The sequence below is a fragment of the Arthrobacter sp. NPDC093139 genome, from assembly GCF_044754165.1.
In the GTDB taxonomy this organism is placed as follows: Bacteria; Actinomycetota; Actinomycetes; order Actinomycetales; family Micrococcaceae; genus Arthrobacter.
This window is the reverse complement of record NZ_JBIVOO010000023.1, coordinates 1-20404: the sequence shown is the minus strand read 5'-3', so window position 1 is coordinate 20404 and position 20404 is coordinate 1. Positions and strand designations below refer to the sequence as shown.

General features: G+C 62.5%; 20 protein-coding genes and 1 pseudogene. 12 read left to right on the top strand and 9 right to left on the bottom strand.

Annotated elements, in window-relative coordinates; all coding sequences use genetic code 11:
• From ACIP90_RS21135 to ACIP90_RS21105, 7 genes and pseudogenes are all read left to right on the top strand, one after another.
• Window positions 1–414 (top strand): annotated as a pseudogene (locus ACIP90_RS21135) (2-oxo-hepta-3-ene-1,7-dioate hydratase); the annotation flags it as partial.
• Window positions 399–1220, top strand: a complete 822-nt coding sequence (locus ACIP90_RS21130; protein WP_400581688.1) for an HpcH/HpaI aldolase/citrate lyase family protein — start codon at window positions 399–401, stop codon at window positions 1218–1220. The pseudogene ACIP90_RS21135 and the gene ACIP90_RS21130, both read left to right, overlap by 16 nt.
• A 53-nt stretch (window positions 1221–1273) precedes the next feature.
• Complete coding sequence (locus ACIP90_RS21125) at window positions 1274–2767, top strand: NAD-dependent succinate-semialdehyde dehydrogenase (protein ID WP_400581686.1); 1494 nt, start codon at window positions 1274–1276, stop codon at window positions 2765–2767.
• Between the two features lie 173 nt (window positions 2768–2940).
• Window positions 2941–4104 carry an MFS transporter gene (locus tag ACIP90_RS21120; RefSeq protein ID WP_400581684.1) on the top strand — a complete coding sequence of 388 codons (1164 nt, stop codon included), beginning with the start codon at window positions 2941–2943 and terminating at the stop codon, window positions 4102–4104.
• A gap of 637 nt (window positions 4105–4741) precedes the next feature.
• Entirely contained in the window at window positions 4742–6208 is a 1467-nt protein-coding gene (locus ACIP90_RS21115; RefSeq protein ID WP_400581683.1) for a purine-cytosine permease family protein, read from the top strand.
• Window positions 6205–7101, top strand: coding sequence for an arginase family protein (locus tag ACIP90_RS21110; RefSeq protein ID WP_400581682.1), 897 nt, complete (start codon window positions 6205–6207; stop codon window positions 7099–7101). The genes ACIP90_RS21115 and ACIP90_RS21110 overlap by 4 nt, the downstream gene beginning before the upstream one ends.
• Window positions 7102–7110: 9 nt before the next feature.
• The gene (locus tag ACIP90_RS21105) at window positions 7111–7446 is read left to right on the top strand and encodes an EthD family reductase (protein ID WP_400481768.1); all 336 of its coding nucleotides are present in this window, start codon (window positions 7111–7113) and stop codon (window positions 7444–7446) included.
• Window positions 7447–7507: 61 nt separating this feature from the next.
• On the opposite strand, the gene ACIP90_RS21100 is transcribed toward ACIP90_RS21105, so the two are convergent.
• The 9 genes from ACIP90_RS21100 to ACIP90_RS21060 all read right to left on the bottom strand — a co-directional run bounded on the left by ACIP90_RS21100 (window position 7508) and on the right by ACIP90_RS21060 (window position 15751).
• Window positions 7508–8464: a helix-turn-helix domain-containing protein gene (locus tag ACIP90_RS21100; protein WP_400581681.1), complete on the bottom strand. Its 957-nt coding sequence runs from the start codon at window positions 8462–8464 to the stop codon at window positions 7508–7510.
• Between the two features lie 123 nt (window positions 8465–8587).
• Window positions 8588–9238, bottom strand: coding sequence for an NAD(P)-dependent oxidoreductase (locus tag ACIP90_RS21095; RefSeq protein WP_400581680.1), 651 nt, complete (start codon window positions 9236–9238; stop codon window positions 8588–8590).
• 15 nt (window positions 9239–9253) lie between these two features.
• Window positions 9254–9709, bottom strand: a complete 456-nt coding sequence (locus ACIP90_RS21090; RefSeq protein WP_400581679.1) for a VOC family protein — start codon at window positions 9707–9709, stop codon at window positions 9254–9256.
• A 42-nt stretch (window positions 9710–9751) separates the two neighbouring features.
• Window positions 9752–10501, bottom strand: coding sequence for an SDR family NAD(P)-dependent oxidoreductase (locus tag ACIP90_RS21085; protein WP_400581678.1), 750 nt, complete (start codon window positions 10499–10501; stop codon window positions 9752–9754).
• A gap of 34 nt (window positions 10502–10535) precedes the next feature.
• Entirely contained in the window at window positions 10536–11066 is a 531-nt protein-coding gene (locus tag ACIP90_RS21080; protein WP_400581677.1) for a nuclear transport factor 2 family protein, read from the bottom strand.
• A gap of 27 nt (window positions 11067–11093) precedes the next feature.
• On the bottom strand, window positions 11094–11849 hold the full coding sequence (locus ACIP90_RS21075; RefSeq protein WP_400481774.1) for an SDR family NAD(P)-dependent oxidoreductase: 756 nt from the start codon (window positions 11847–11849) through the stop codon (window positions 11094–11096).
• Between the two features lie 104 nt (window positions 11850–11953).
• A complete protein-coding gene (locus ACIP90_RS21070; RefSeq protein WP_400481775.1) occupies window positions 11954–13069 on the bottom strand; it encodes a sugar ABC transporter substrate-binding protein in 1116 nt (371 codons plus the stop codon).
• 46 nt (window positions 13070–13115) lie between these two features.
• Window positions 13116–14189 carry an ABC transporter permease gene (locus ACIP90_RS21065; protein WP_400481776.1) on the bottom strand — a complete coding sequence of 358 codons (1074 nt, stop codon included), beginning with the start codon at window positions 14187–14189 and terminating at the stop codon, window positions 13116–13118.
• The gene (locus ACIP90_RS21060) at window positions 14186–15751 is read right to left on the bottom strand and encodes a sugar ABC transporter ATP-binding protein (RefSeq protein WP_400581675.1); all 1566 of its coding nucleotides are present in this window, start codon (window positions 15749–15751) and stop codon (window positions 14186–14188) included. Before ACIP90_RS21060 ends, ACIP90_RS21065 begins: the two co-directional genes overlap by 4 nt.
• A 274-nt stretch (window positions 15752–16025) precedes the next feature.
• Between ACIP90_RS21060 and ACIP90_RS21055 the strand changes: the two genes are divergently transcribed.
• The 5 genes from ACIP90_RS21055 to ACIP90_RS21035 all read left to right on the top strand — a co-directional run bounded on the left by ACIP90_RS21055 (window position 16026) and on the right by ACIP90_RS21035 (window position 20216).
• Window positions 16026–17132: an NADH:flavin oxidoreductase/NADH oxidase gene (locus tag ACIP90_RS21055; protein WP_400581674.1), complete on the top strand. Its 1107-nt coding sequence runs from the start codon at window positions 16026–16028 to the stop codon at window positions 17130–17132.
• 44 nt (window positions 17133–17176) lie between these two features.
• A complete protein-coding gene (locus ACIP90_RS21050) occupies window positions 17177–17617 on the top strand; it encodes a nuclear transport factor 2 family protein (RefSeq protein WP_400481779.1) in 441 nt (146 codons plus the stop codon).
• A gap of 38 nt (window positions 17618–17655) precedes the next feature.
• Window positions 17656–18375 carry a GntR family transcriptional regulator gene (locus tag ACIP90_RS21045; RefSeq protein WP_400581673.1) on the top strand — a complete coding sequence of 240 codons (720 nt, stop codon included), beginning with the start codon at window positions 17656–17658 and terminating at the stop codon, window positions 18373–18375.
• Window positions 18376–18612: 237 nt separating this feature from the next.
• Entirely contained in the window at window positions 18613–19068 is a 456-nt protein-coding gene (locus ACIP90_RS21040; protein ID WP_400581672.1) for a nuclear transport factor 2 family protein, read from the top strand.
• A gap of 95 nt (window positions 19069–19163) precedes the next feature.
• Window positions 19164–20216, top strand: a complete 1053-nt coding sequence (locus ACIP90_RS21035; RefSeq protein ID WP_400581670.1) for a tRNA-dihydrouridine synthase — start codon at window positions 19164–19166, stop codon at window positions 20214–20216.
• Window positions 20217–20404: the final 188 nt, after the last annotated feature.

Genomic DNA, 20404 nt, shown 5'->3' with positions numbered 1-20404 from the left:
TTCGATGTCCTGAACGCCACCGACTACGTGGTTCCGGCACTCGAAATCCTCGACTCCCGGATTGAGATGGAGGGCCGCACCATCGTGGACACCATCTCCGACAACGCGGCCATGGGCGCCATGGTGGTGGGCGGCCGGCCCGTGAAACCGGACGCCGTCGACCTCCGCTGGGTCTCGGCCATCCTCTACAAGAACCAGACCGTGGAAGAAACCGGCGTCGCCGCAGGCGTCCTGGACCACCCGGTCAACGGCGTGCACTGGCTGGCCAACAAGATCGCCGCCCACGGCGACAGCATGAAGGCCGGCGACATCATCCTGGCCGGCTCCTTCACCCGGCCCCTCTGGGTCTACAAGGGCGACACCGTCCACGCCGACTACGGACCGCTCGGGAGTGTGACATGCCGCTTCATCTAGAACCTGACAACACGTTCCGGGATGCCCTGCGCAATCAAAACGGTAAAGCAGACCGGCCGCTGGCCGGGATGTGGGTGTGCTCGGGCAGCCCGCTGGTGGCCGAGATCTGTGCCGGGTCCGGCCTGGACTGGCTCCTGGTCGACGCCGAACACAGCCCCAACGGGCTCGAATCCATCCTTGCCCAGCTCCAGGCAACCCACGGCTACCCCGTCCACACCCTGATCCGGCCCCCGGTCAACGACACCGTGGTGATCAAACAGTACCTGGACCTGGGCGCGCAGAACCTGCTGGTCCCCATGGTCAATTCCGTATCGGAGGCGGAAGCCGCGGTGGCCGCCACCCGCTACCCGCCCCAGGGTGTGCGCGGAGTGGGCTCCGCGCTGGCCCGGGCCGCACGCTGGAACCGGGTCCCGGACTACCTCGCCCGCGCCGCGGACACCGTCAGCGTCACCGTCCAGATCGAATCCACATCCGCCGTGGACGCCGTCGAGGACATCCTAAAGGTGGACGGCGTGGACGCCACCTTCATCGGCCCCTCCGACCTCGCCGCCTCCATGGGCCTGCTGGGCCAGCAGGAACACCCCGAAGTGCGAGCCGCCGTCGAACACTGCCTCGCCGCCGCCAAGAAGGCGGGCAAACCCGCCGGCGTCAACGCCTTCAACCCCGACACCGCCCGCCACTACCTGGCCAACGGCGCCAACTTCATCCTGGTCGGCGCCGACGTCGCCCTCCTGGCGAGAGGCACCGAAGACCTCGCGTCAACTTTCATACACTCTGGCAGCGTCCAGGAAACCGCTAGCTACTGAAAAAGTTGCTGGCTCAACACCGTCTATCCTTTCCATCGACTAGGAGCTTTCCCGTGACCATTTCTGTATCCAATACTGCTGAGCGGGAGGCGTCCCTGCTCGCGTCCGTGCCCACCGGCCTGCTCCTCGGCGGGCAGTGGCGGGACGCGTCCGACGGCGGCACGTTCGACGTGCACGACCCCGCCACCGGGGAGGTCCTCGCCACCCTCGCCTCGGCCACGAGCGAAGACGCCATCGCCGCTTTGGACGCGGCCGACGCAGCCCAGGCATCCTGGGCGCGCACCGCACCCCGGACCCGCGCAGAAATCCTGCGCCGCGCCTTCGACCTCGTGACCGAACGCGCCGAGGACTTCGCGCTGCTGATGACCCTGGAAATGGGCAAACCGCTTCCCGAGGCCCGCGGCGAGGTCACCTACGGCGCCGAGTTCCTGCGCTGGTTCTCCGAAGAAGCCGTCCGCGACTACGGCCGCTACCTCACCACCCCCGAGGGCAAAAACAAGATCCTCGTCCAGCACAAACCCGTCGGACCCTGCCTGCTCATCACGCCCTGGAACTTCCCCCTCGCCATGGCCACCCGCAAGGTCGCCCCCGCAGTCGCCGCCGGCTGCACCATGGTCCTCAAACCCGCCAAACTCACCCCGCTCACTGCCCAGTACTTCGCGCAGACCATGCTCGACGCCGGCCTGCCCGCTGGCGTCCTGAACGTCGTGTCATCCTCGAGCGCCTCCGGCATCTCCGGTCCGCTCCTGAAGGACTCCCGGCTGCGCAAGGTCTCCTTCACCGGCTCCACCCCGGTAGGCAAGCGCCTGATGGCCGACGCCGCCCAGAACGTCCTGCGCACCTCCATGGAACTCGGCGGCAACGCCCCCTTCATCGTCTTCGAGGACGCCGACCTCAATGCCGCCGTCGAAGGGGCCATAGCCGCCAAAATGCGGAACATGGGCGAAGCCTGCACCGCCGCCAACCGCTTCCTCGTCCACGAATCCGTCGCCGCCGAGTTCACCGCCAAGTTCGCCACCGCCATGGGAGCCCTGACCACCGGCCGCGGCACCGACCCCACCACCCAGGTCGGACCCCTCATCGACGCCGGAGCCCGCGCCGACGTCCACGCCCTCGTCAGCGCCGCCGTCGACGCCGGAGCCACCGCCCTGACCGGAGGATCACCCGTGGACGGTCCCGGGTACTTCTACCAGCCCACCGTCCTCGGCGGAGTTCCGAACGACGCCGAGATCCTCCGCCAGGAAATCTTCGGCCCCGTCGCCCCCGTCACCACCTTCGCCACCGAGGAAGACGCCATCCGGCTCGCCAATGCCTCAGAGTACGGGCTCGCGTCCTACCTCTACAGCCGCGACTTCAACCGCCTCCTGCGCGTGGCCGAACAGATCGAATTCGGCATGGTCGGATTCAACGCCGGCGTCATCTCCAACGCCGCAGCCCCCTTCGGCGGGGTCAAACAATCCGGACTCGGCCGCGAAGGCGGCTCCGAAGGCATCACCGAATACACCACCACCCAATACCTCGGCATCGCAGACCCTTACGCCAACTAGCAGGGTGGCATGGCCCGCAGACCGATAGCCTCCAGCGACGGCGGGATTACCGCGTGATCGGCTAAACCTCCCGCGCCGGTCTTCCATTGCCGTTCGATTGGTGTGCGTTGGCTGCAACCAGGGCGCCCAGGCTGTGTAACCCCGTGCCACCAGACAGTAGATGAAAACCACCTATGAACATTGCCGTTGTCGCTGTCTGCGTATTCATTCTGTCAAACATGCCATCCCCGCTGTTTGCAATGTGGGAGCTCGAGATGGGCTTTGACGCGAGGACAACCACGTTGCTGTTCTCCGCCTACCAAGGCGGAGTCGTCGTCGGACTGTTGGGATTGAGTCGCTACATCGACAGGACCGGGTGGAGAAGGACGCTAACCAGCGCCACCGCGGTCGGCGCACTCGCCGCCCTGCTCTTCGCCCTGGCCTCGGGCCCGGTCATACTGGCTATCGCGAGGTTCATTACCGGTATATCCATCGCAGTGCTGCTCTCGTGTGGAGCGGTGGCGATTGCGCGACTGCGTAAGGCCGAAGGACACCTGGACGGACCAATGGTCGCTGGCTTTTCCTTCTCGGCGGGGCTCGCCCTGGGGCCGGTCTTGGGGGGCAGTGCTGGAACATTATTTCCCGCGCACTATCGTGCCGTTTTTGCTGCCGAGGCTGTCGCCCTGTTAATGGCGAGTTTTGTCGTCATGCGGTCCCGCCCACTGGCGAGACTCGATTGCGCCGCTTCAATAGCCGGTATGACCGAGTCAAACGACCATGGGCCGCGGCAACCGTGCCAGCCGGCGATCCGCACCGCAACCTTGGTACTGGTGTCCACCGGAATCACGTGTGCCATATTCATGGGTCTGGGTTCGACGTATCTGAAGCAGCAGCTGGGCGATGTCGATTCGATGGTCGCCGGCGCGCTGATAGCTATTATTTTTGGAGGTGCAGCATCAGCCCAATTGCTGGCAAAGATCCTCGGTACTCTGGGGCTGGCTGTGAGCGGTCCGTTGATGGGACTTCTGTCCTTGGCACTGCTGGCGTACGGCGTTCTCAGTGTTGATGTTCCAGCGCTCTTTGCTGCGGCTGCAACGAGTGGCGCGTCTCAGGGACTGGGACAAGTCGCCGCCCTCACAATAGTGCGAGATCACGCATCAGCCGTCGAGCAGCGGGCTGTTCTGGGCCGGCTCAACGCCTGGGGGTACAGCATCTCGGGGAGCGCCGTAATCCTTATCGGCATGCTGGTGGCTCCTCTTGGACTTAGCGCGGCAATTGTGTCTGTCGCAGCAGCGGTTGGTACTGCCTCGGCCGCAGTGCTCATCCTGACATGGCTCGCACGAAGAACCATACGATAGCTCGAAGGAACGCTTGCACCGTGTGTATCCGCGTTCCCTTGAACTCGAGACGGTGGTTTCTCCTCTATCAAACAATCGTCAAGCAGCTTCCTGGCCTAGGAGGCCCCTAGCGCGTGCCCGGCCCAATAACCGTCCACACCTGGGCCAAATCGAGTCGGGTGTCCAAGGACCAGGAGGTGTTCGATCGCAGCTTTGCTACCGGCCCAATTGGTCGTCCGAATGCTGACCGCTTCAGGCAGTGGCGTGTTTTGCGCGCGAGGCGGGTACGACGACGGGGACCCGGCGACGTGGGAAAGCAGGGAGGAGAGTGACTTCGACGAACAGCGCGGCAGCATCTACCGCAGCCGTGGAAGCGAGTCGCACGGATGTTCCCTTCGATACAGCTGCCCCGGCACTTCGATTCGGACATGGTCTTTCGGAAGCCTGCGGAGAAACGACCTAGCCCACGAAATGCTGAGGACTCCCCCGCAACTTGCCGTTAACACCACGTCTCTCCCTGCTGGCATTTGGGCTGACGGGGCCTCCTGCACGGAATGCCGGTAAACGGCTGCAGATATCGCCGAGGGAGTAGAGCCCAGGAGCCGTAGCGTCTCATTACCCCATCCATGCATACTGCTTTGAGCACTCTGGAGAATCCATGAAGCAACGCGACAGCATTGTCGAAGCACGGTCGTTTGACCACGTCCCCGAATCGGAGCGTCACGGCACGGTCCGGACCCAGATTCAGTTCTGGTTCATGGTCAATGCCACCCTTATCACCCTCTTCACAGGAGCCGTCGGGCCGGCAATGGGGCTGGGTCTTTCCTGGACCCTGCTCGCCATCGTCCTGGGCAGTGTCTTCGGCACCCTGTTCCAGGCATTCCACGGGGCCCAGGGACCCCACATGGGCCTGCCTCAGATGATTCAGTCCCGGGTCCAGTTCGGCTCCCGTGGCGCCGTGCTTCCCCTGGCAGCAGCCACCGTGGTCCAATTCGGCTTCGCTATCTTTTTCATCCAGACCGCCTCGTCTTCCCTGGCCGCGATAACGGTCGACCAGGTCGGCCTTTATGACGTGCTTATTGGAGCAGTTGCGGTCGTCCTCGCGATCGTCGGCTACAAGCTCCTGCTGCGTGTCGAGAAGTTCGCTTCGTACATCACGCTGGCCAACCTCATCCTCCTGACGCTCGCCGCCGTTGTGGTGCTGCCGATCGGCACGATGCTCAATAACAGCGCCTTTGAACCAGTGGCGTTCCTCGCTCAGTTCGGGGCCGCTGCGACATATCAGATCGCCATCGCCCCGATCGTCTCGGACTACACACGGTATCTGCCATCGAGGACGAAGGGCCGGGCGGTGTCCGCTGCGGTCTTCGGAGGCACACTCGTTTCGGCCGTGTGGCTCGAGTCGCTAGGTGCCGCACTGGCCATCGCCATGCCCGAGTCAGACGTCATCACCGCCATTCACGACATGGGTGACAGCTTCGGCTTTGGCGTCGGGAGTGTAACGATGGCCGTGGCGGTCGTCGCCTGCCTCATCACCTGCTCGCTCTCGTTCTACAGCGGCAGCGTCTCGTTTCTGAGCGCGCTAGAGGCCTTCCGAACCATGAAGTCCACGGGGAAGGTGCGGTCCGTTACCATCGCCATTGGCGGTGTCATTGTCATCGCGGCCACCCTCCTGCTCCCCGCGGACTTCCTCGGGGCCTTCACCGCCTTCCTGAGCATCCTCGGGTACTTTCTGATCCCATGGACGGCGGTGAATCTCACGGATTACTACATCGTCCGGCGCGGGCGCTACTCCATCACGGACATCCTCAAGCCCGATGGCGGGATCTACGGCCGCTGGGGTGTCCCCGGCATGATCAGCTACGCCCTTGGATTCATCGCCATGGTCCCGTTCTTCAGCACCGCCATCTACGCCGGACCAGTCGCGACTGCACTGGGCGGAGCGGACATCGCGTTCGCCGTGGGCCTGGGAATATCTTCCTGCACCTACCTGCTGCTCACCCGTCGTCGTGACTTCTCCAGAGAATTCGACGCCGTCCGTGCCGCTCCGCTCAACACACTCGGTGAGCCGCAGCGCTCGGCTCCAGCATCAACCGATTCAATGGAAGGAAATGTACCCGTATGAACACCGATCTCACCGCAAATCCGAGCAGTTTGCGCTTGCTCTGGCCGCAGTGGCAAGGAGCCGCGCCGGACGTCGTCGGAACCCTCGCGCCTGAGCTGCCGCTCCCCCTCGCCCAGACTGGCTACTCACTCGGCACCAGGATCCTGGACCTGCTCGTCCCCGGGTCCGCCGACCAGCGAACGGAAGTAGTGCCTGTCGGCGACTACTCCTCCACCCTTGGCACTGACCGCGGCGTCTACGCCCGCGAGGCTGTTATCGATCAGCTCCAAGCGGCCCTGCATATCCTCCAGGAGGCCGACCCGGACAAGGTCACCACACTAGGAGGGGAATGCTCCGTCAGCGTCGCACCGTTTAGCCACCTCGCGGCAAAGTACGGGGACGACCTCGCCGTCGTTTGGCTGGACGCCCACCCCGACTGCACCCTCCCCGAGAGCCACTACAACGGCTACCACGCTATGGCGATTTCTCACTTGATCGGCCACGGTGACCCCGATGTGCTCCAGGCACTTCCTGCAACGATCGACCCGTCCCGGGTAGCACTCGCCGGCCTGCACGCCTGGGCCGAGGACGAGCTGCCTAATGTGCAGGCATGGGGGCTGACGACGTTCTCACCCACAGTTCTCAATCAGGGTACTGAGAGCCTGCTCGGCTGGCTCAAAGCCACCGGTTGCTCGAAGGTCGCCATTCACCTGGACGTGGACGTCATCGACAGCAGTGATGTCGTCCTCGGACTCGGGATGGAGCCCCAGGGCTTGTCGCGTGATTCCGTTGCCAAGACGATCGCTGCCCTTCATGGTGCCGCAGACGTCGTCGCCCTCACGGTGGCCGAGTATCTTCCCCGACAGGTCCTGGCCCTGCAGGACCTGCTGGGCAAGATCGAATTCCCCTCCTAGGAGAGCCAGATGGTTTTTACGCTTGCATTCCTCACCAGGCCCAAGCCCGGGATCACGCTGGAGCAGTTCTACAAGCACTACACCGATATCCACCGCCCGCTGGCAGAAAAGCTGCCGGGGCTAGTTTCGTACCGCCAGACTAAGATCCTCAAGGAGGGCTACCGCGGTGGCGAGGCCATCGATTACGCCGCGTTCTCGGAGTACACCTTCGATAGCGAAGAGGCCGCCGACGCAGCGTACAAGAGTCCGGCGGGCGTGGCCCTCGATGAGGACACTGGCCGTTTCATCGATTGGCCATCGGTCCTGACGATCCCCTTGGCAGAGCTGGGGACTTACCGCCGCTAGCTCCTTCGCCGCCGCCTTTGCCGGTATCGCAAAGGCGGCGGCGATCTCGTCTCTGGAGTGTTCAAGCGGCCGTAACGGCAGGAGCGTCGGCGCGAAACTCTGACGGGACCACGCCGTGGACCCGCTTGAAGGCCCTTGTAAACGTCGTGGCATCGGCAAAGCCGACCCGCAGGCCGACATCGAAGATGGGCACTTCGCGATGGTAGGGCGAACAAAGAAGACGCGCCGCTTCCTCCAGACGAACATCCCTGATGTAGGACGCCGGGGTAGTTCCGGCCTGCGAAAAAACCTGGGCGAGCAGGCGCGGAGAGATCCGCAGATGCTCAGCGATGAGCGAGGGCGTCAACGCCGGATCCCGGAATCGCGTCCGCACAAAATCCTGCCCGGACTTCAGCAGCGCCGCGTGCCCCAGCAGTTCACTGTTGCGTGATGAGTCTGAGGCGTAAATGGCGGAGACAAGATCTACGGCGGCCACTGCCAGCGATGTGCCTTCAAGGCTATGCTTGGTCTGGTCTGAACCGAAAGGAATCGGTTCCTCGAGCTCGGCGAACTCCCGAACAATTGTCCTTAGGACTCTGCCCAACGGGCCGTCAGAGGCATGAAATACGCGACCGGCCTCTGGAGCGAGCCTTCCTGCCAGCCCATGGGGGACTTTCAAGACCACTTGCTGGATGGGCTGTGGAAAGTCGAACGCATAGGGGCGGGTTGTGTCGATGATTACCGCGTCCCCAGGACGCAGTTCGGACTGCCGCCCCTTGTGTTCCAGGCGCCCCCTGGCCCCGGCGTCGTGCAGCACGACCATGAGGTCATCCGAGTCATGCCGGCGGATGTCCCGCGCGGATCGGGAGACCCCGAAGGGTCCGGAGGTGAGCAGCCGCAGTGACAGGTGGGCCGAACTCGCCGATGCACGGAGGCCGGCGTCGAAGGTTGGTGCGGCCCAGTCGAGGCTGCAAAGTTGGAACTGCTCAACGCATAGCGCTTCCCATGCATCAGCCGAATTCGCGGTGTAGTCGATCATCTTCGTCTTCCTTAGTCCCTGACGGGGTGCTGCGATCTGCAGGAGAACGACGAGTGGCCGCTGCGAAGCAATGCCCCGCAGCGGCCTAACGCCTTGTTCGCCCAAGTCTCAGGAATATCCTGGCTAATATGCGACGGTGAAACGCCGACGACGGTGCTTAGGCGATTCGATTTCATCCATGACTGCAACTGCATAATCCTCGAATGAGATCGTGCTGTTGCCGGATGCGTCGGTGATCAGGTCATCGTCCGCCGTCCGGTAGGACCCAGTTCTCTGTCCCGGCTGGATCTTGGCTGCCGGGCTGATGTTGGTCCAATCCAAGTCATCCACTGTGCGGTAGAACTCCAAGGCATCACCATGGGCATGCATGGTCTGCAGTACGGCCTCTGGAATGCCCGGGCGGTCCCAGACCTGCCCCCCGCCCGGGGTCCGCAGGGAGCCGGCACCTCCGACTGTCACCAGCCGCGGCGCTTCCTCCCCGGCGGAACGAAGCCCGGCAACCAGTGAGTGGGCGGCAGGGGCGATTGTGGCCTGGTTCTCCTGCCCTCCGGCCCCGCCGACCGCGCTGACCACGACGTCATGTCCGGACGCTATGGCTTTAACTGAATCCGGGTCAAGGACGTCGCCGGCGACGACCCGCATCCTGGGCTCAGTACCCGTAACTGTGTTTGGATCCCGGACCACGGCGGTGACATCGTGACCGCGGTTGAGTGCTTCTGACAAAATTCGGGAACCGATCCTTCCGGCGGCTCCATAAACAGCAATTCTTGCCATTCTGTTCCTTCGTGTTCAGGGGATGGCTTCGGCCGTTGCCGGCCATGGTCGTGAATAGATGGAGAATCTATCTTCCTGGAGAAATTCGACCCAAAGACCGTCAGGGTCCTGGATGAAGACCCACTGCGCTTTGCCGTCGGGCAGCGCCCCAATTTCGACTGTCTTATCGGCAAAGCCCTGGCGCTTCAGCTGGGCAAGTGTTGCGTTGATATCGTCGGTGGCGAGAGCAAGATGCTTAAGGCCGATAACGTCAAGGTCATTCCCGAATCCAGGTTTCAGCGATGGCAGGTTCCTATTTTTCTCGTAGGCGAAAAGTTCGAGCGCGTATTCGTCCAGTTGGAGATGGGCGAGCGTTGCCCCGTCGAAATGTGTCCTGTTGACCTCGACAAAGCCCAGTGCGCTGTAGAAGGCGAGGGAAGCGTCAAGGTCGCGGACAGAAATCGCAGTGTGATGGGGTCGGTACTTAATCATGTTGAGGCTCCTTTTTCCTGGCGAGGAAAAACGCGGTGTATATCACCACATCTGTAGCCCGCCGGTAACTGCCAGGGACGCGCCGGTGATATTTTTGGCCCGGGGCGAGGCGAGGAATGCCACGGCGTTGCCAATATCCTCAGGGTATTGCCCCCGGCCGAGTGGGACGCGGGCTATCTGCCGCTCCCACTGATGAGGGTCCAAAGTTTCCCACAAAGGCGTGCGGACTATGCCAGGGCAGACCGCGTTGACGTTAACGTTGTGCTTGGCGAGTTCAAGGGCCGCCGACTGGGTTATCCCGATCACCGAGAACTTTGATGCGTTGTAGGCCGAGTACTCGTCGATGGCATTTTTCCCCGCCATGGACGCTATGTTTACGATCTTTCCGCCAGCTTTTTCCTGGAAGTATTTGCCGGCAGTCTGGCAGGCGAAGAACACCGCCTTTGCGTTGATGTCGTTGACGAGGTCCCAGCTTTTCTCGGTCACCGCAAGGAACGGCATCTGCTGGGCCGTACCCGCGTTGTTGACCAGGATGTCTACAGTCCCGAACACCTGCTCAGCTTCGGCGAAGACCTGCCCCGTGGAGGAAATGTCGAGCACATCCTGCTTCAGCGCCAGCGCTTGGTGGCCGCGCTCCCTGATGGCTTCGGCAGTTTCCTGAGCCCGCGACAGCTCGAGATCCGTTACGACGACGCGGGCTCCTTCGGCCGCCAGCACGTCGGCGATACCCCGGCCAATGCCTTGCCCTGCTCCGGTTATGACGGCGACTTTGCCGTCCAGTTCCTTAGTCAAGCGTTTGGTCCCTTCGCTCACAGAAACTTCCGGTTTAGAAGGGCCGGTCGAGGGCGTCAATGGCCTCGTCGATCTTCCAACGGCTGTCTTCCTTGATCATGCTGAACCGGTAGAGCCCGGTAGTGATCAGCTGAGCCTCCTTTTCGATACCGTAGATTGCCAGGTAGGCGATAACCACCGCTTCATCGTCCGTGAGCCGCTCAACGGTCATGCTGCCAAGAACATGCCGGCGCTGGTCGGACTGGGACTCCATGACTTCCCCGAGCCACTTAATGACACCCGCACGGCCGTTTTCGCTTGTGAGAGGCCCTTCACCGATGCGGTAGGAGAACGTCACCGATTCAGTGAACAGGCTTTCCAGGACATCCAGTCGCCGCTCGTCATACGCAATCGCGTAGCGGGAGGCAGTTTCCAGGACCATGAGACGGTCGGCCAGCGAGGTGAGGTCGGAGGGAACCGGCGGTACGGGCTGCAGGTCGATGGTTCCGGTGGCGTGGGCCCATGCGGGGGTGCAGGTTTCAGGGGTGGTAGCTGCGGTCACGGTAATGCCTTTCAGATAGTTCATTCTGGATTGTTGGTGCACATGGCAGGGTCAGGAGATGGTGCGTCCGCCGTCGACCATGAGTTCCGTACCCGTAATGTAGGACGCTTCGTCGGAGGCAAGGAAGAGGACGGCGTTCGCGACTTCGTGCGGCTGGCCGGCGCGGAGAAGCGGGGTACGGGTGATGTCCGGGTGGTCGTCACCGGCCGCGGCGAGTACTTCCCTGGTCATGGGAGTTTCAATGATCCCCGGGGCTACCGAGTTGACCCGGATGCCGTCGGGAGCGAATTCGACGGCGGCAGTCCTGGTCATGATGAAGACGGCAGCTTTGGCGGCCTGGTAGGCGACGGCGGCGCCGCTGCCGACGTGTGCGTAGGTGGAGGAGAGGTTGACTATGGAGCCGCCCTTGCCGTCTTCCCGCATGAGCGCGCTTCCGTACTTCATGCCCAGCAACACGCTGGTCTGGTTGACGTTGATGACCCGGTCCCACTCGGCACGGTCGATCTTGGTGATGCCGTCCAGCGAGAGGATGCCGGCGTTGTTGATGAGGATGTCGAGGCCGTTGAACTGGGCGCGGATCTGGTTCATGGCTGCAGCCCAGGCAGCGTCGTCGGTGACGTTGAGTTCGATGCCGAGCGCCTCCCCTCCGCTTTGACGGATGCGGTCGACAACGGTGTTGACCCCCTGCTGGTTGATGTCGGCGACGACGACTTTCGCGCCTTCCCGGGCGAAGAGTTCGGCCTCGACGGCGCCCTGCCCGCCTGCTGCGCCGGTGATGAGTGCGACTTTTCCGCTGAGACGTCCCATGGTGTTCTCCTTTGAATCTGCTGGCCGCCGTCTTTCGGCGGCTTGTTCTCTTTGATGGGGTGTGCGGGCGGGGGATTCTCACCCCCGCCCTGGCATGTGTGGGGTTAGCTGGTCTTCCAGAGTTTGAGGTAGGTGCTCTTCCAATCGAGGTCGCCGTCCCACGGAATGGAGCTGACGTTTTTCGCGTCGATGAGTTTCTCCGGGACGTTGACTGTCTTGAGGTTCCCGGGAAGGTTGCCGGCGAACAGCCGGACCATCTGGTCTACTGCGGCGTAGGACTGCCATTCGACGCTGACCGCAATGGTTGCCTTGAACGGCTGGTCACCGGCTTTGACGGCCTGGAGGGCGCCGGCGTCGCCGTTTTGGGAGACGACGGTGATTTTGCCGTTCTGCGGTGAGCGCTTGATCACGGGGCTGAGGGACAGTGCCACGGGGTCATACGCAGTCCAGACAGCATTGGCTCCTGGGTTGGCCTGCAGGGTGGCCTGGAACTCTGCGGGGACCTGGGTCTGTAGGTTCGCAATCTGGAAGTTGATGTCTTTCACGATCTGGCAACCGGAGCAGAGCTCCTTGAGTCCGTCGACAAAGCCTTGGTGCCATTCGACAACAGAGGGGAACTCGGGGTCGTTCACGGAGATGACCTTTCCGGCGCCCTTCGTTGCGACGGTGAGGTAGGCGGCGTTCCAGCGCCCTGCCTTGGTGTGGTCGTAGAGGGTGTGGGCGTCGGCAAAGCTTTCGTCTGCGGGTTCTGACATGTTCACGACCTTGATCCCTCCGCTGCGTGCCTTGGCGATGTCGTCCTTAACGACACTTGGGGGGATGGAGCCGAGGAAGATGCCGTCGGCCTTGAGCTGAACGGCGGTCCGGACGGCTGCGCGCATTTTCTCGGGGTCACCGGCGGGATCGATCATCTGATAGCGCCAGCCGAGAGCTTTGGCGGCTTCGGCAATGGTGTCGACTTCTCGTTTGCAGCCCTCGGCTGCGTACGCGCAGGGGATGCCGACGACGAGCTTATCCTTTGGTGCCGCGACCGGTTCCTTGGGGAAGTCGAAGCTGGTGACCTTGGCCTGGGCTTCGTCCAGGACTTTCTGGGCGGCGGATACATCGTTGTTTCCACCGCCGTTGCTTGCGGTCCCTTGAGGGCTGGCGCAACTGGTCAGTGCCAAGGCGCCTGCGAGGACCGCGGCCCAGACTGCGGCGCGGTGCTTGATTCTGGTCATGGTGATGCCTTTCAGATGGGAGGTAAAGAAAGTAAGAGCAGGCTTGTCAGCTCGTGGCCTTGCGGCGGCGCTTGCCGACGAGAACGGAGGCGGAAACTGCGAGCATGAGGGCGACGCCGTTGAAAATATTCGTCACCCAGGTTTGGGCGCCGAGGAGGGTGAGGCCGTTGCTGCCGACGGCGAGGAGGACGACGCCGATCACGGTTCCCCAGACATTGAAGTAGCCGGGCTTGATCGTTGTCGCGCCCAGGAAGGCGGCAGCGTAGGCCGGGAGGAGGAATTCCGGACCCAGGTTCGGGGCGGCGGTGCCGCCCCGGGAGGCCAGCAGCGCACCGGCCAATGCCGCGAGGACCCCGGCAGCGATGAATGACGAGGCCAGGTACCGATCAACCCGTACACCGCTAAGCCGTGCCGCGTCGCGACCCATACCCGTGGCGCGAAGGTAGCGGCCGTACGGCGTCTTCTCGACCACGTAGAACAACAGGAGGCTGAGCACGATTGCATAGCCGAGGACGACCTGGAGGTCGAAGACCCTGGTGATGGTAAGCGCCCCGAACTCCTCTGAGCCGAGCACGAGGAGGGAGCTGCCGGTAACGAGCAGGTTCAGGCCGGAAAGGATTGTGGCCGAAGCAAGTGTCGCGATGAAGGCGTTCACCCCGACCTTGACGACCAGCACCGCGTTGACGATGCCGACGCCAGCGCCAACCGCCAGGCAAGCGAGGATAACCACGGGCAGGGGTGCCCCGGCGTTCGACAGGGCGATTGCGGTGATTGCGCTGAAGCCGAGGACTGCGCCAAGAGAGAGGTCGAATTCACCGGCTGCCAAGGGAAGGATCGCGGCGAGGGCGAGAATGACCGGGATCGATTGGTCCGTCAGGATGGCCTTGACGTTGTCGGACGTGGGGAAAGTGTCCGGCAGCAGGGCCGAGAAAACAATGATCATCAGGACAAGGAAGATGATGACCCCGTACGAGGTGGCAACGGTGCCGATGTCCGGCCGGTTCCGTCCCGGCTTTGCTGTCTTTGTGGAGGGGCGTTCCTGGGTGCTGCTTGCGGTGGTGCTCATGGCGTCCTTCTGGGAAATCTCGGGGTTTTTGGTGGGAGCCGTCGGGGGATTCATGCCGCCGCCCCATGTTGGGCGCAGAGGAGCGCGAGGTGCTCCTCGCTGATGTCCTCGCCGGTGGCCTCAGCGACGAGGCGGCCGCGGTCAAGTATGAGGACCCGGTCGCACAGGCCGACGAACTCCTCGAAGTCTGTCGATGCCAGAATTACGGCCAATCCATCTGCGGCGAGGCCCCGGACGATGTTGGCGATCTCCTGCTTGGCCAGGGCGTCCACACCCTGTGTGGGTTCATCCAGAAGCAGCGCGGTCCCGCCGAACCCTGCGGCACGGGCGACGACTACTTTCTGCTGGTTCCCTCCTGAGAGGAGCCCGATAAGCCGGGAGGGGTCCGCTGGCTTGACCGAGAACTGCTCGATCAGCCGCAGTGCCCCGTTGCGCTCCTTGCGGCCGTCCAAGGCGCCGTTCCGGGTGAAGGTCTTCAACCGGCCAAGCGTGATGTTCTCCCGGACGGTCATTGGCAGCACTGCTCCTTCGCGGCGCCGTTCCTGAGGCACGCACGACACCCCGGCTGCGATGGCGGTCGCCGGTGAACCCGGCGAATAGCTCTTCCCGGCCAATTCCATGTGCCCTGCGGATGGATTCTGAGCACCGGCCAGAATCCGGATCAGTTCGCTGCGCCCGCAGCCCACGAGCCCGGCGACGCCCAGGATCTCACCGGAGCGGACCTGCAGATCCACCCCCCGCAGCCGCGGTCCGGTGAGATCCTGGGCAGAGAGCACGACATCGCCTTCGCGTTCACTTTGGCGGGGAATTTTCGTTTTCTCCAGTCGTTTTCCCACGACCCGGGCAACGATATCGTCCACACCCATTTGCGCCAGAGGCTCGTCGGCGACGAGCCTTCCGTCGCGGAGGATCACGAGTTGGTCGGCGATGCGCTTGACCTCTTCAGTGCGGTGACTGACGTAAATGACCGTTCCGCCGTTAGCTTTCAGTTCCTCCAGCGAGGTCAGGATCGTGTCGACCTCCTCGACGGGGAGGGAAGCCGTGGGCTCGTCCAGTACGACGATGTTTTTCGCGAATGCCCGTACACCGGATTCTTCTTCGTCCTGGAACGCCCTGGCGAGGCCGACCATAGTCCGCAGGGTGGGGTTCAGTGAGCCGACCAGCGCCCCCGGGTGCACGGAGATGGCGAACTTTTCGAGTGTCGCGGCGACATGCTCGTGCTGGCGGGCCTTGTTGATTGGTCCGAGTTTGCCGGGGGCCCGGAACCGGTCAACAAAGGCGAAGTTGTCCGCGATCGTCAGACTGTCCACCAGTCCGACGTCCTGGTGGAGGAACCGCAGACCCGCTTCGTGGGCAGTGTGCGGCGTCATTGGCAGCGACATCGCAGCCCCACCGATGGTAAGTGCCGCGCCGGGGTCGGGCTGGTAGACGCCGGCGAGGACCTTGATAAGGGTGGACTTGCCTGAGCCATTCATGCCTAGCAAGGCTGTGATTTTTCCACGCTGCACGGTGAAAGAGACTTCATTGAGGGCCCGCTGACCGGAAAAGGTCTTGGACAAATTCTCTATCCGTAGAGCATCTGTACCTGTACGGACGTCAGTGTCCGAAGTGACCATGGGTATGCCTTCCAAGAGGAGGAGAAATAGTTGGTCGGGGCCCCTGATTCGGGCCCGGAAGCTTTGTTCGTCGAGCCCTTCCCTGTGCCCTTCAGTGGGCTCCAGGAGGAGGTCGAAAGCTGCGTTTTCGGGGTTGTGGTTTTGATCATATCTAGTTTATGATCAGATTCACAAGAGCCCGGCAGAAGGTTTTCTCAAACGGGTTCAAAACCCAACAAGGCTCATATGCCCCGCCCGAACGTCGGCCCCAAGCAAGTTACTGGAAGGTTTAGATATGACGACTTCCCCTCTTTTCCAGCCCCTGACCGTACGATCGACGACGATCCGCAATCGCATCTGGGCCTCCCCCATGTGCCAGTACTCCTGTGAGAACCAGGACGGAATCCCCAACGATTGGCACCTGATGCATCTCGGTCAGTTCGCTGCTGGTGGTGCCGGTCTCATCATGGCCGAGGCGACCGGGGTAAACCCCGCAGGCCGCATCTCGAGCGAAGATACGGGCATGTGGAACGACCAGCAGCGTGACGCATGGGCACGCATCGTCCGCTTCTTACACGAGCAGGGCGCAACCGCAGCAATCCAGCTGGCCCATGCCGGCCGGAAAGCCTCCGACTACCGGCTCTTCGACGAACGCTGCGGCACCACAAAGCCTGTCGCAGAAGGCGGATGGAAGACTGTGGCTCCCTCGGCCCTGGCGTTCCCGGGCTTTGATGTGCCCCAAGAGCTGGACCATGCAGGCATCGACGAGGTCGTCCATGACTTCGCAGCAGCGGCACTGAGGAGTGTGCAGGCGGGATTCGACATAATCGAAATCCATGCAGCCCATGGGTACCTCATCCACGAGTTCCTGTCGCCGCTCAGTAACATCCGCACCGATGAATATGGCGGATCCCTCGAAAACCGGGCCCGGCTTCTGCTGCGCATTGTCTCAGCAGTACGGGAAGCCATTGGCGAAAACCATGGACTCTTCGTCCGGTTCTCCGCAACGGACTGGGCAGAAGGCGGATGGGACCAAGAGCAGACCGCCGAGGTCGCCGCCATGGCACGCGACCGGGGAGCGGACGTCTTCGACATCTCGACCGGCGGCCTGATTGACGGCGTTGAAATCCCAGTGGGCGAGGGATACCAGGTTCCCCTCGCGGATCACATCAAATCGGCGTCCGAGGTGCCCACCTCCGCCGTCGGCCTCATCACGACAGCGAAGTATGCCGAGGAAGTGGTCGCCGGCGGACGTGCAGATGCGGTCATGCTCGGCAGGGAACTGCTCCGTGATCCACATTTCGCCCTCAGGGCGGCCCGGGAGCTAAACGTCCACGTCGACTACTGGCCACGCCAGTACAAGGCCGTGCAGTGGAAGGTGCGCGAGACCGCCGACCGCTGAACCCCAGTTCCCACCCCGACATCTCCACAGAAGGGACGACCGACATGACACACAAGACCGTTACCGGCACACTGACTGCCCTTGATCGGCTAGAAATCCAAGAACTGACCACCGGCTACGGGGTTCACCACGACCGCAGAGACTTTGCTTCTCTCCGTGAGTGCTTCACTTCGGATGCGACCTACATCATGCGCATCATGGACGGCCCCACGTATGGCCCCCACGAAGGGCCGGAAGCAATCGTGGGCCAGATCCAGGCGTTCAAAGAATCCCAAAACGACGTCCGGCGCCACCATATCTCCAATATCCAGATCGAACCGCTCGGTGACGATACCGCATCCGTCCTTTCCTATGTTCTCGTCTCGGCCACTGACACCGACGGACTCGCGATCAAAACAGTGGGCACATATGCTGACACTGTCGTCCGAACACCTGAGGGCTGGCGAATTGCCCGCAAGGAACTCCAGTTGGACTCGACGTTTTAACTGCCGAGGAATCCAGGGCAACGGGAAGTAGTGAGTCGATGAAGAAGAATGCCCGCCCGTTGGGCACGAAAACCAGTCAGGCCTATGAATACGTCAAGCGACGCATTCTCGACGGCACGTACTCTCCCGGACACCGACTCGTGCTCGAGAACATCTCCCGCGAAGCAGATATGAGCCAGCTCCCGGTGAGGGAGGCTCTTCGGCGCCTGGAAGCTGAAGGCTACGTCGCCTACAAGCACAATGCCGGTGCGCGGGTTGCCGAACTTGATCCTGCTGCATACGAGAGCACCCAGGCGGTCATCGCTGTTCTTGAGGGGGCCGCAACTGCGGGAGCGGCCCCTTATGTGACCCCCGATGCAATTAGGAAGGCCGAAGAACTCAACCAAGAGATGCGTCGAAGACGCGAACTCTTCGATGCCGAGGGCTTTATGGACCTTAACGCCCAATTCCATGATCTCCTGTGCTCTCCTTGCCCGAATGCACATCTGATGGAGTTGCTGGAAAGCGAACGCAGCCGGATGGCTCTCATAAGGAAGCCAACCCTCGGCATCATCATGCGGCATGCGGCAGAATTCGTGGAAGACCACGACCAACTCCTGGAACTGCTCAAAACAAATCCCCACTCCCCCGAGATCCAACTCCTGGCCCAAGCCCACAAGAGGCGGATACTCGAGGCCGTTCAAACAGAGGCCGTGGCCTATCACCTTCCGCGGACGGAAACAGAGGAGCTGCTGGAAATCGAGGCACGCACTCCTTAATCCGCTGCGGCACTGTGCAGGCACTCCGGAGAAAAAATAGCCTGGCGCCTTGGCCCCTCCCCTGCCGCTGGGCTGCGCTTCACGTGCCGCAGCCTCAATGGCGAGAAGTCGGGGCGCACCGGATCGCAAATTAACAGGTGCTGTCACTACGGCGCAGCACCCGCCGCCGGGACTTCATCTGTCATCCCCAAAAACCGTGCCCAACGGGGCCGGCATTGATGCAAAGGAGCAACGATCATGACCGCTGAAGAGACTTCTGCCAGAGAAAGTGTTGTCGTGGCCGCCGATCGATCGGCCATGCAGGACACCCTTGCCCGCTACGCGTGGGGCTACGACGAAGGAAACTTCGACATGCTGGCGGACACCTTCACCGAGGACGGGACCACCAGCGGCAAGGTCGCGAATTCGGATGCCTCCTGGGGCCCAACAACAGGCAACCAGGCGATCGCCGGCATGCTCAAGGCGATCCGCGAACAGCAGACGGACCAGCGCCGCCACACTGTTCACACGTTCCGCTTCGAGAACCAGAGCTCTTCAACCGCCGACCTCTACAGCTACGTGCTCATCACGTCGACGGAAAACGCAGTGACCAAAACCCTGACCGCCGGCTGGTACCGCGCCTCCATGGTCAAGGAAGCCGACGGGCAATGGCGCATGGCGGACCTGACCGCGCTGCTTGATAGCCCCTTCTAGAGACCCGGGGAGAATGCGATGTATTCAAGGAACCTTACGGGGCCACCTTCGCGACCAGGCACGCGTGGAACCGTTGACGATGGATTGGTGACCCGGTGAAAGCGAACAGCTTGCTCTTTTCCCCGTACCGGCTCAAGGGCATGGACCTGAAGAACCGTATTGTCATGTCCCCGATGCTCATGTACCAGGCCCACGACGACGGTTCCGTCACCGAGCGCCAGGTGCTCCACTACGGTGCCCGTGCACTTGGCGGGGTGGCGTTGATCATGACCGAGGTCGTTGCCGTCCACCCGCTTGGGCGCATCAGTGAGTCCGACATCGGGCTCTGGTCCGATGAACACATAGCCGGCATCCGCCGCATCGTTGAAGCCGTCCACGCCTGTGACGCGAAGATCGGTGTTCAACTGGCGCACGCAGGCCGGAAGGCCAATCTCCCTGGCGGCTGCGTGGCACCCTCCCCAATCCCGCACTCGGAAGACTCGCCAACGCCGGCAGAACTGACGACGGCGGAAGTACGCCAACTGGTTCAGCACTACGGGGCCGCGGCTGCCCGCGCTGACCAGGCGGGGGTGGACTGCATCCAGATCCACGCGGCCCATGGCTATCTCGTCCATGAGTTCCTGGCACCAATGTCCAACGAACGGACGGACGAGTACGGGGGCAGCTTGGAGAATCGGGCAAGGTTTCTCCTCGAGGTCGTGCGCACTGTCCGTGCGGCGCTGCCGCCTGGCAAACCTTTGCTGGTCCGCTTCTCCGGGACTGACCTGGTCGACGGCGGCGTCACTGCCGACGATGCCGTCCAGCTTGCCAAATGGCTCGAGGCCGCCGGCGCGGACTTCCTTGAGGTGACGACCGGCAACATTACCAAGACCTACACCGGGGAAATCTATCCGGGGTATCAGGCAAAGTTCGTGCAGGATGTCCGCCGCCACTCCGCGCTGCCGCTGGGATCGGTCGGATCCATCCACTCGGCCGATCTCGCAGAGTATCTGCTGCGGGACGGAGGCATCGATCTGGTCTTCATCGGCCGGGCACTGTTGCGCGATCCGTTCTGGCCTATTCACGCGGCATCCGACATGGGTTCGGAGCCACCCCTGCCGATCCCGACGTATGCGCGGGCCAGCGGACCCTACCAACGCGGTTTCTGAGCGCCGACAGATCTAACCGTATCCCCCCACGTGGTTGCGGCTTGACAGCAAACCACCCACCAGCGAACCATATTTCGTATACGATTTCATATTTGATGAGGAGAAGGTTTTGGAGCAGGTCAACGACGACACCCTGGCTGCAGCACGCAAGGTGATCGCGGTGCACATCAACTACCCCAGCCGGGCAG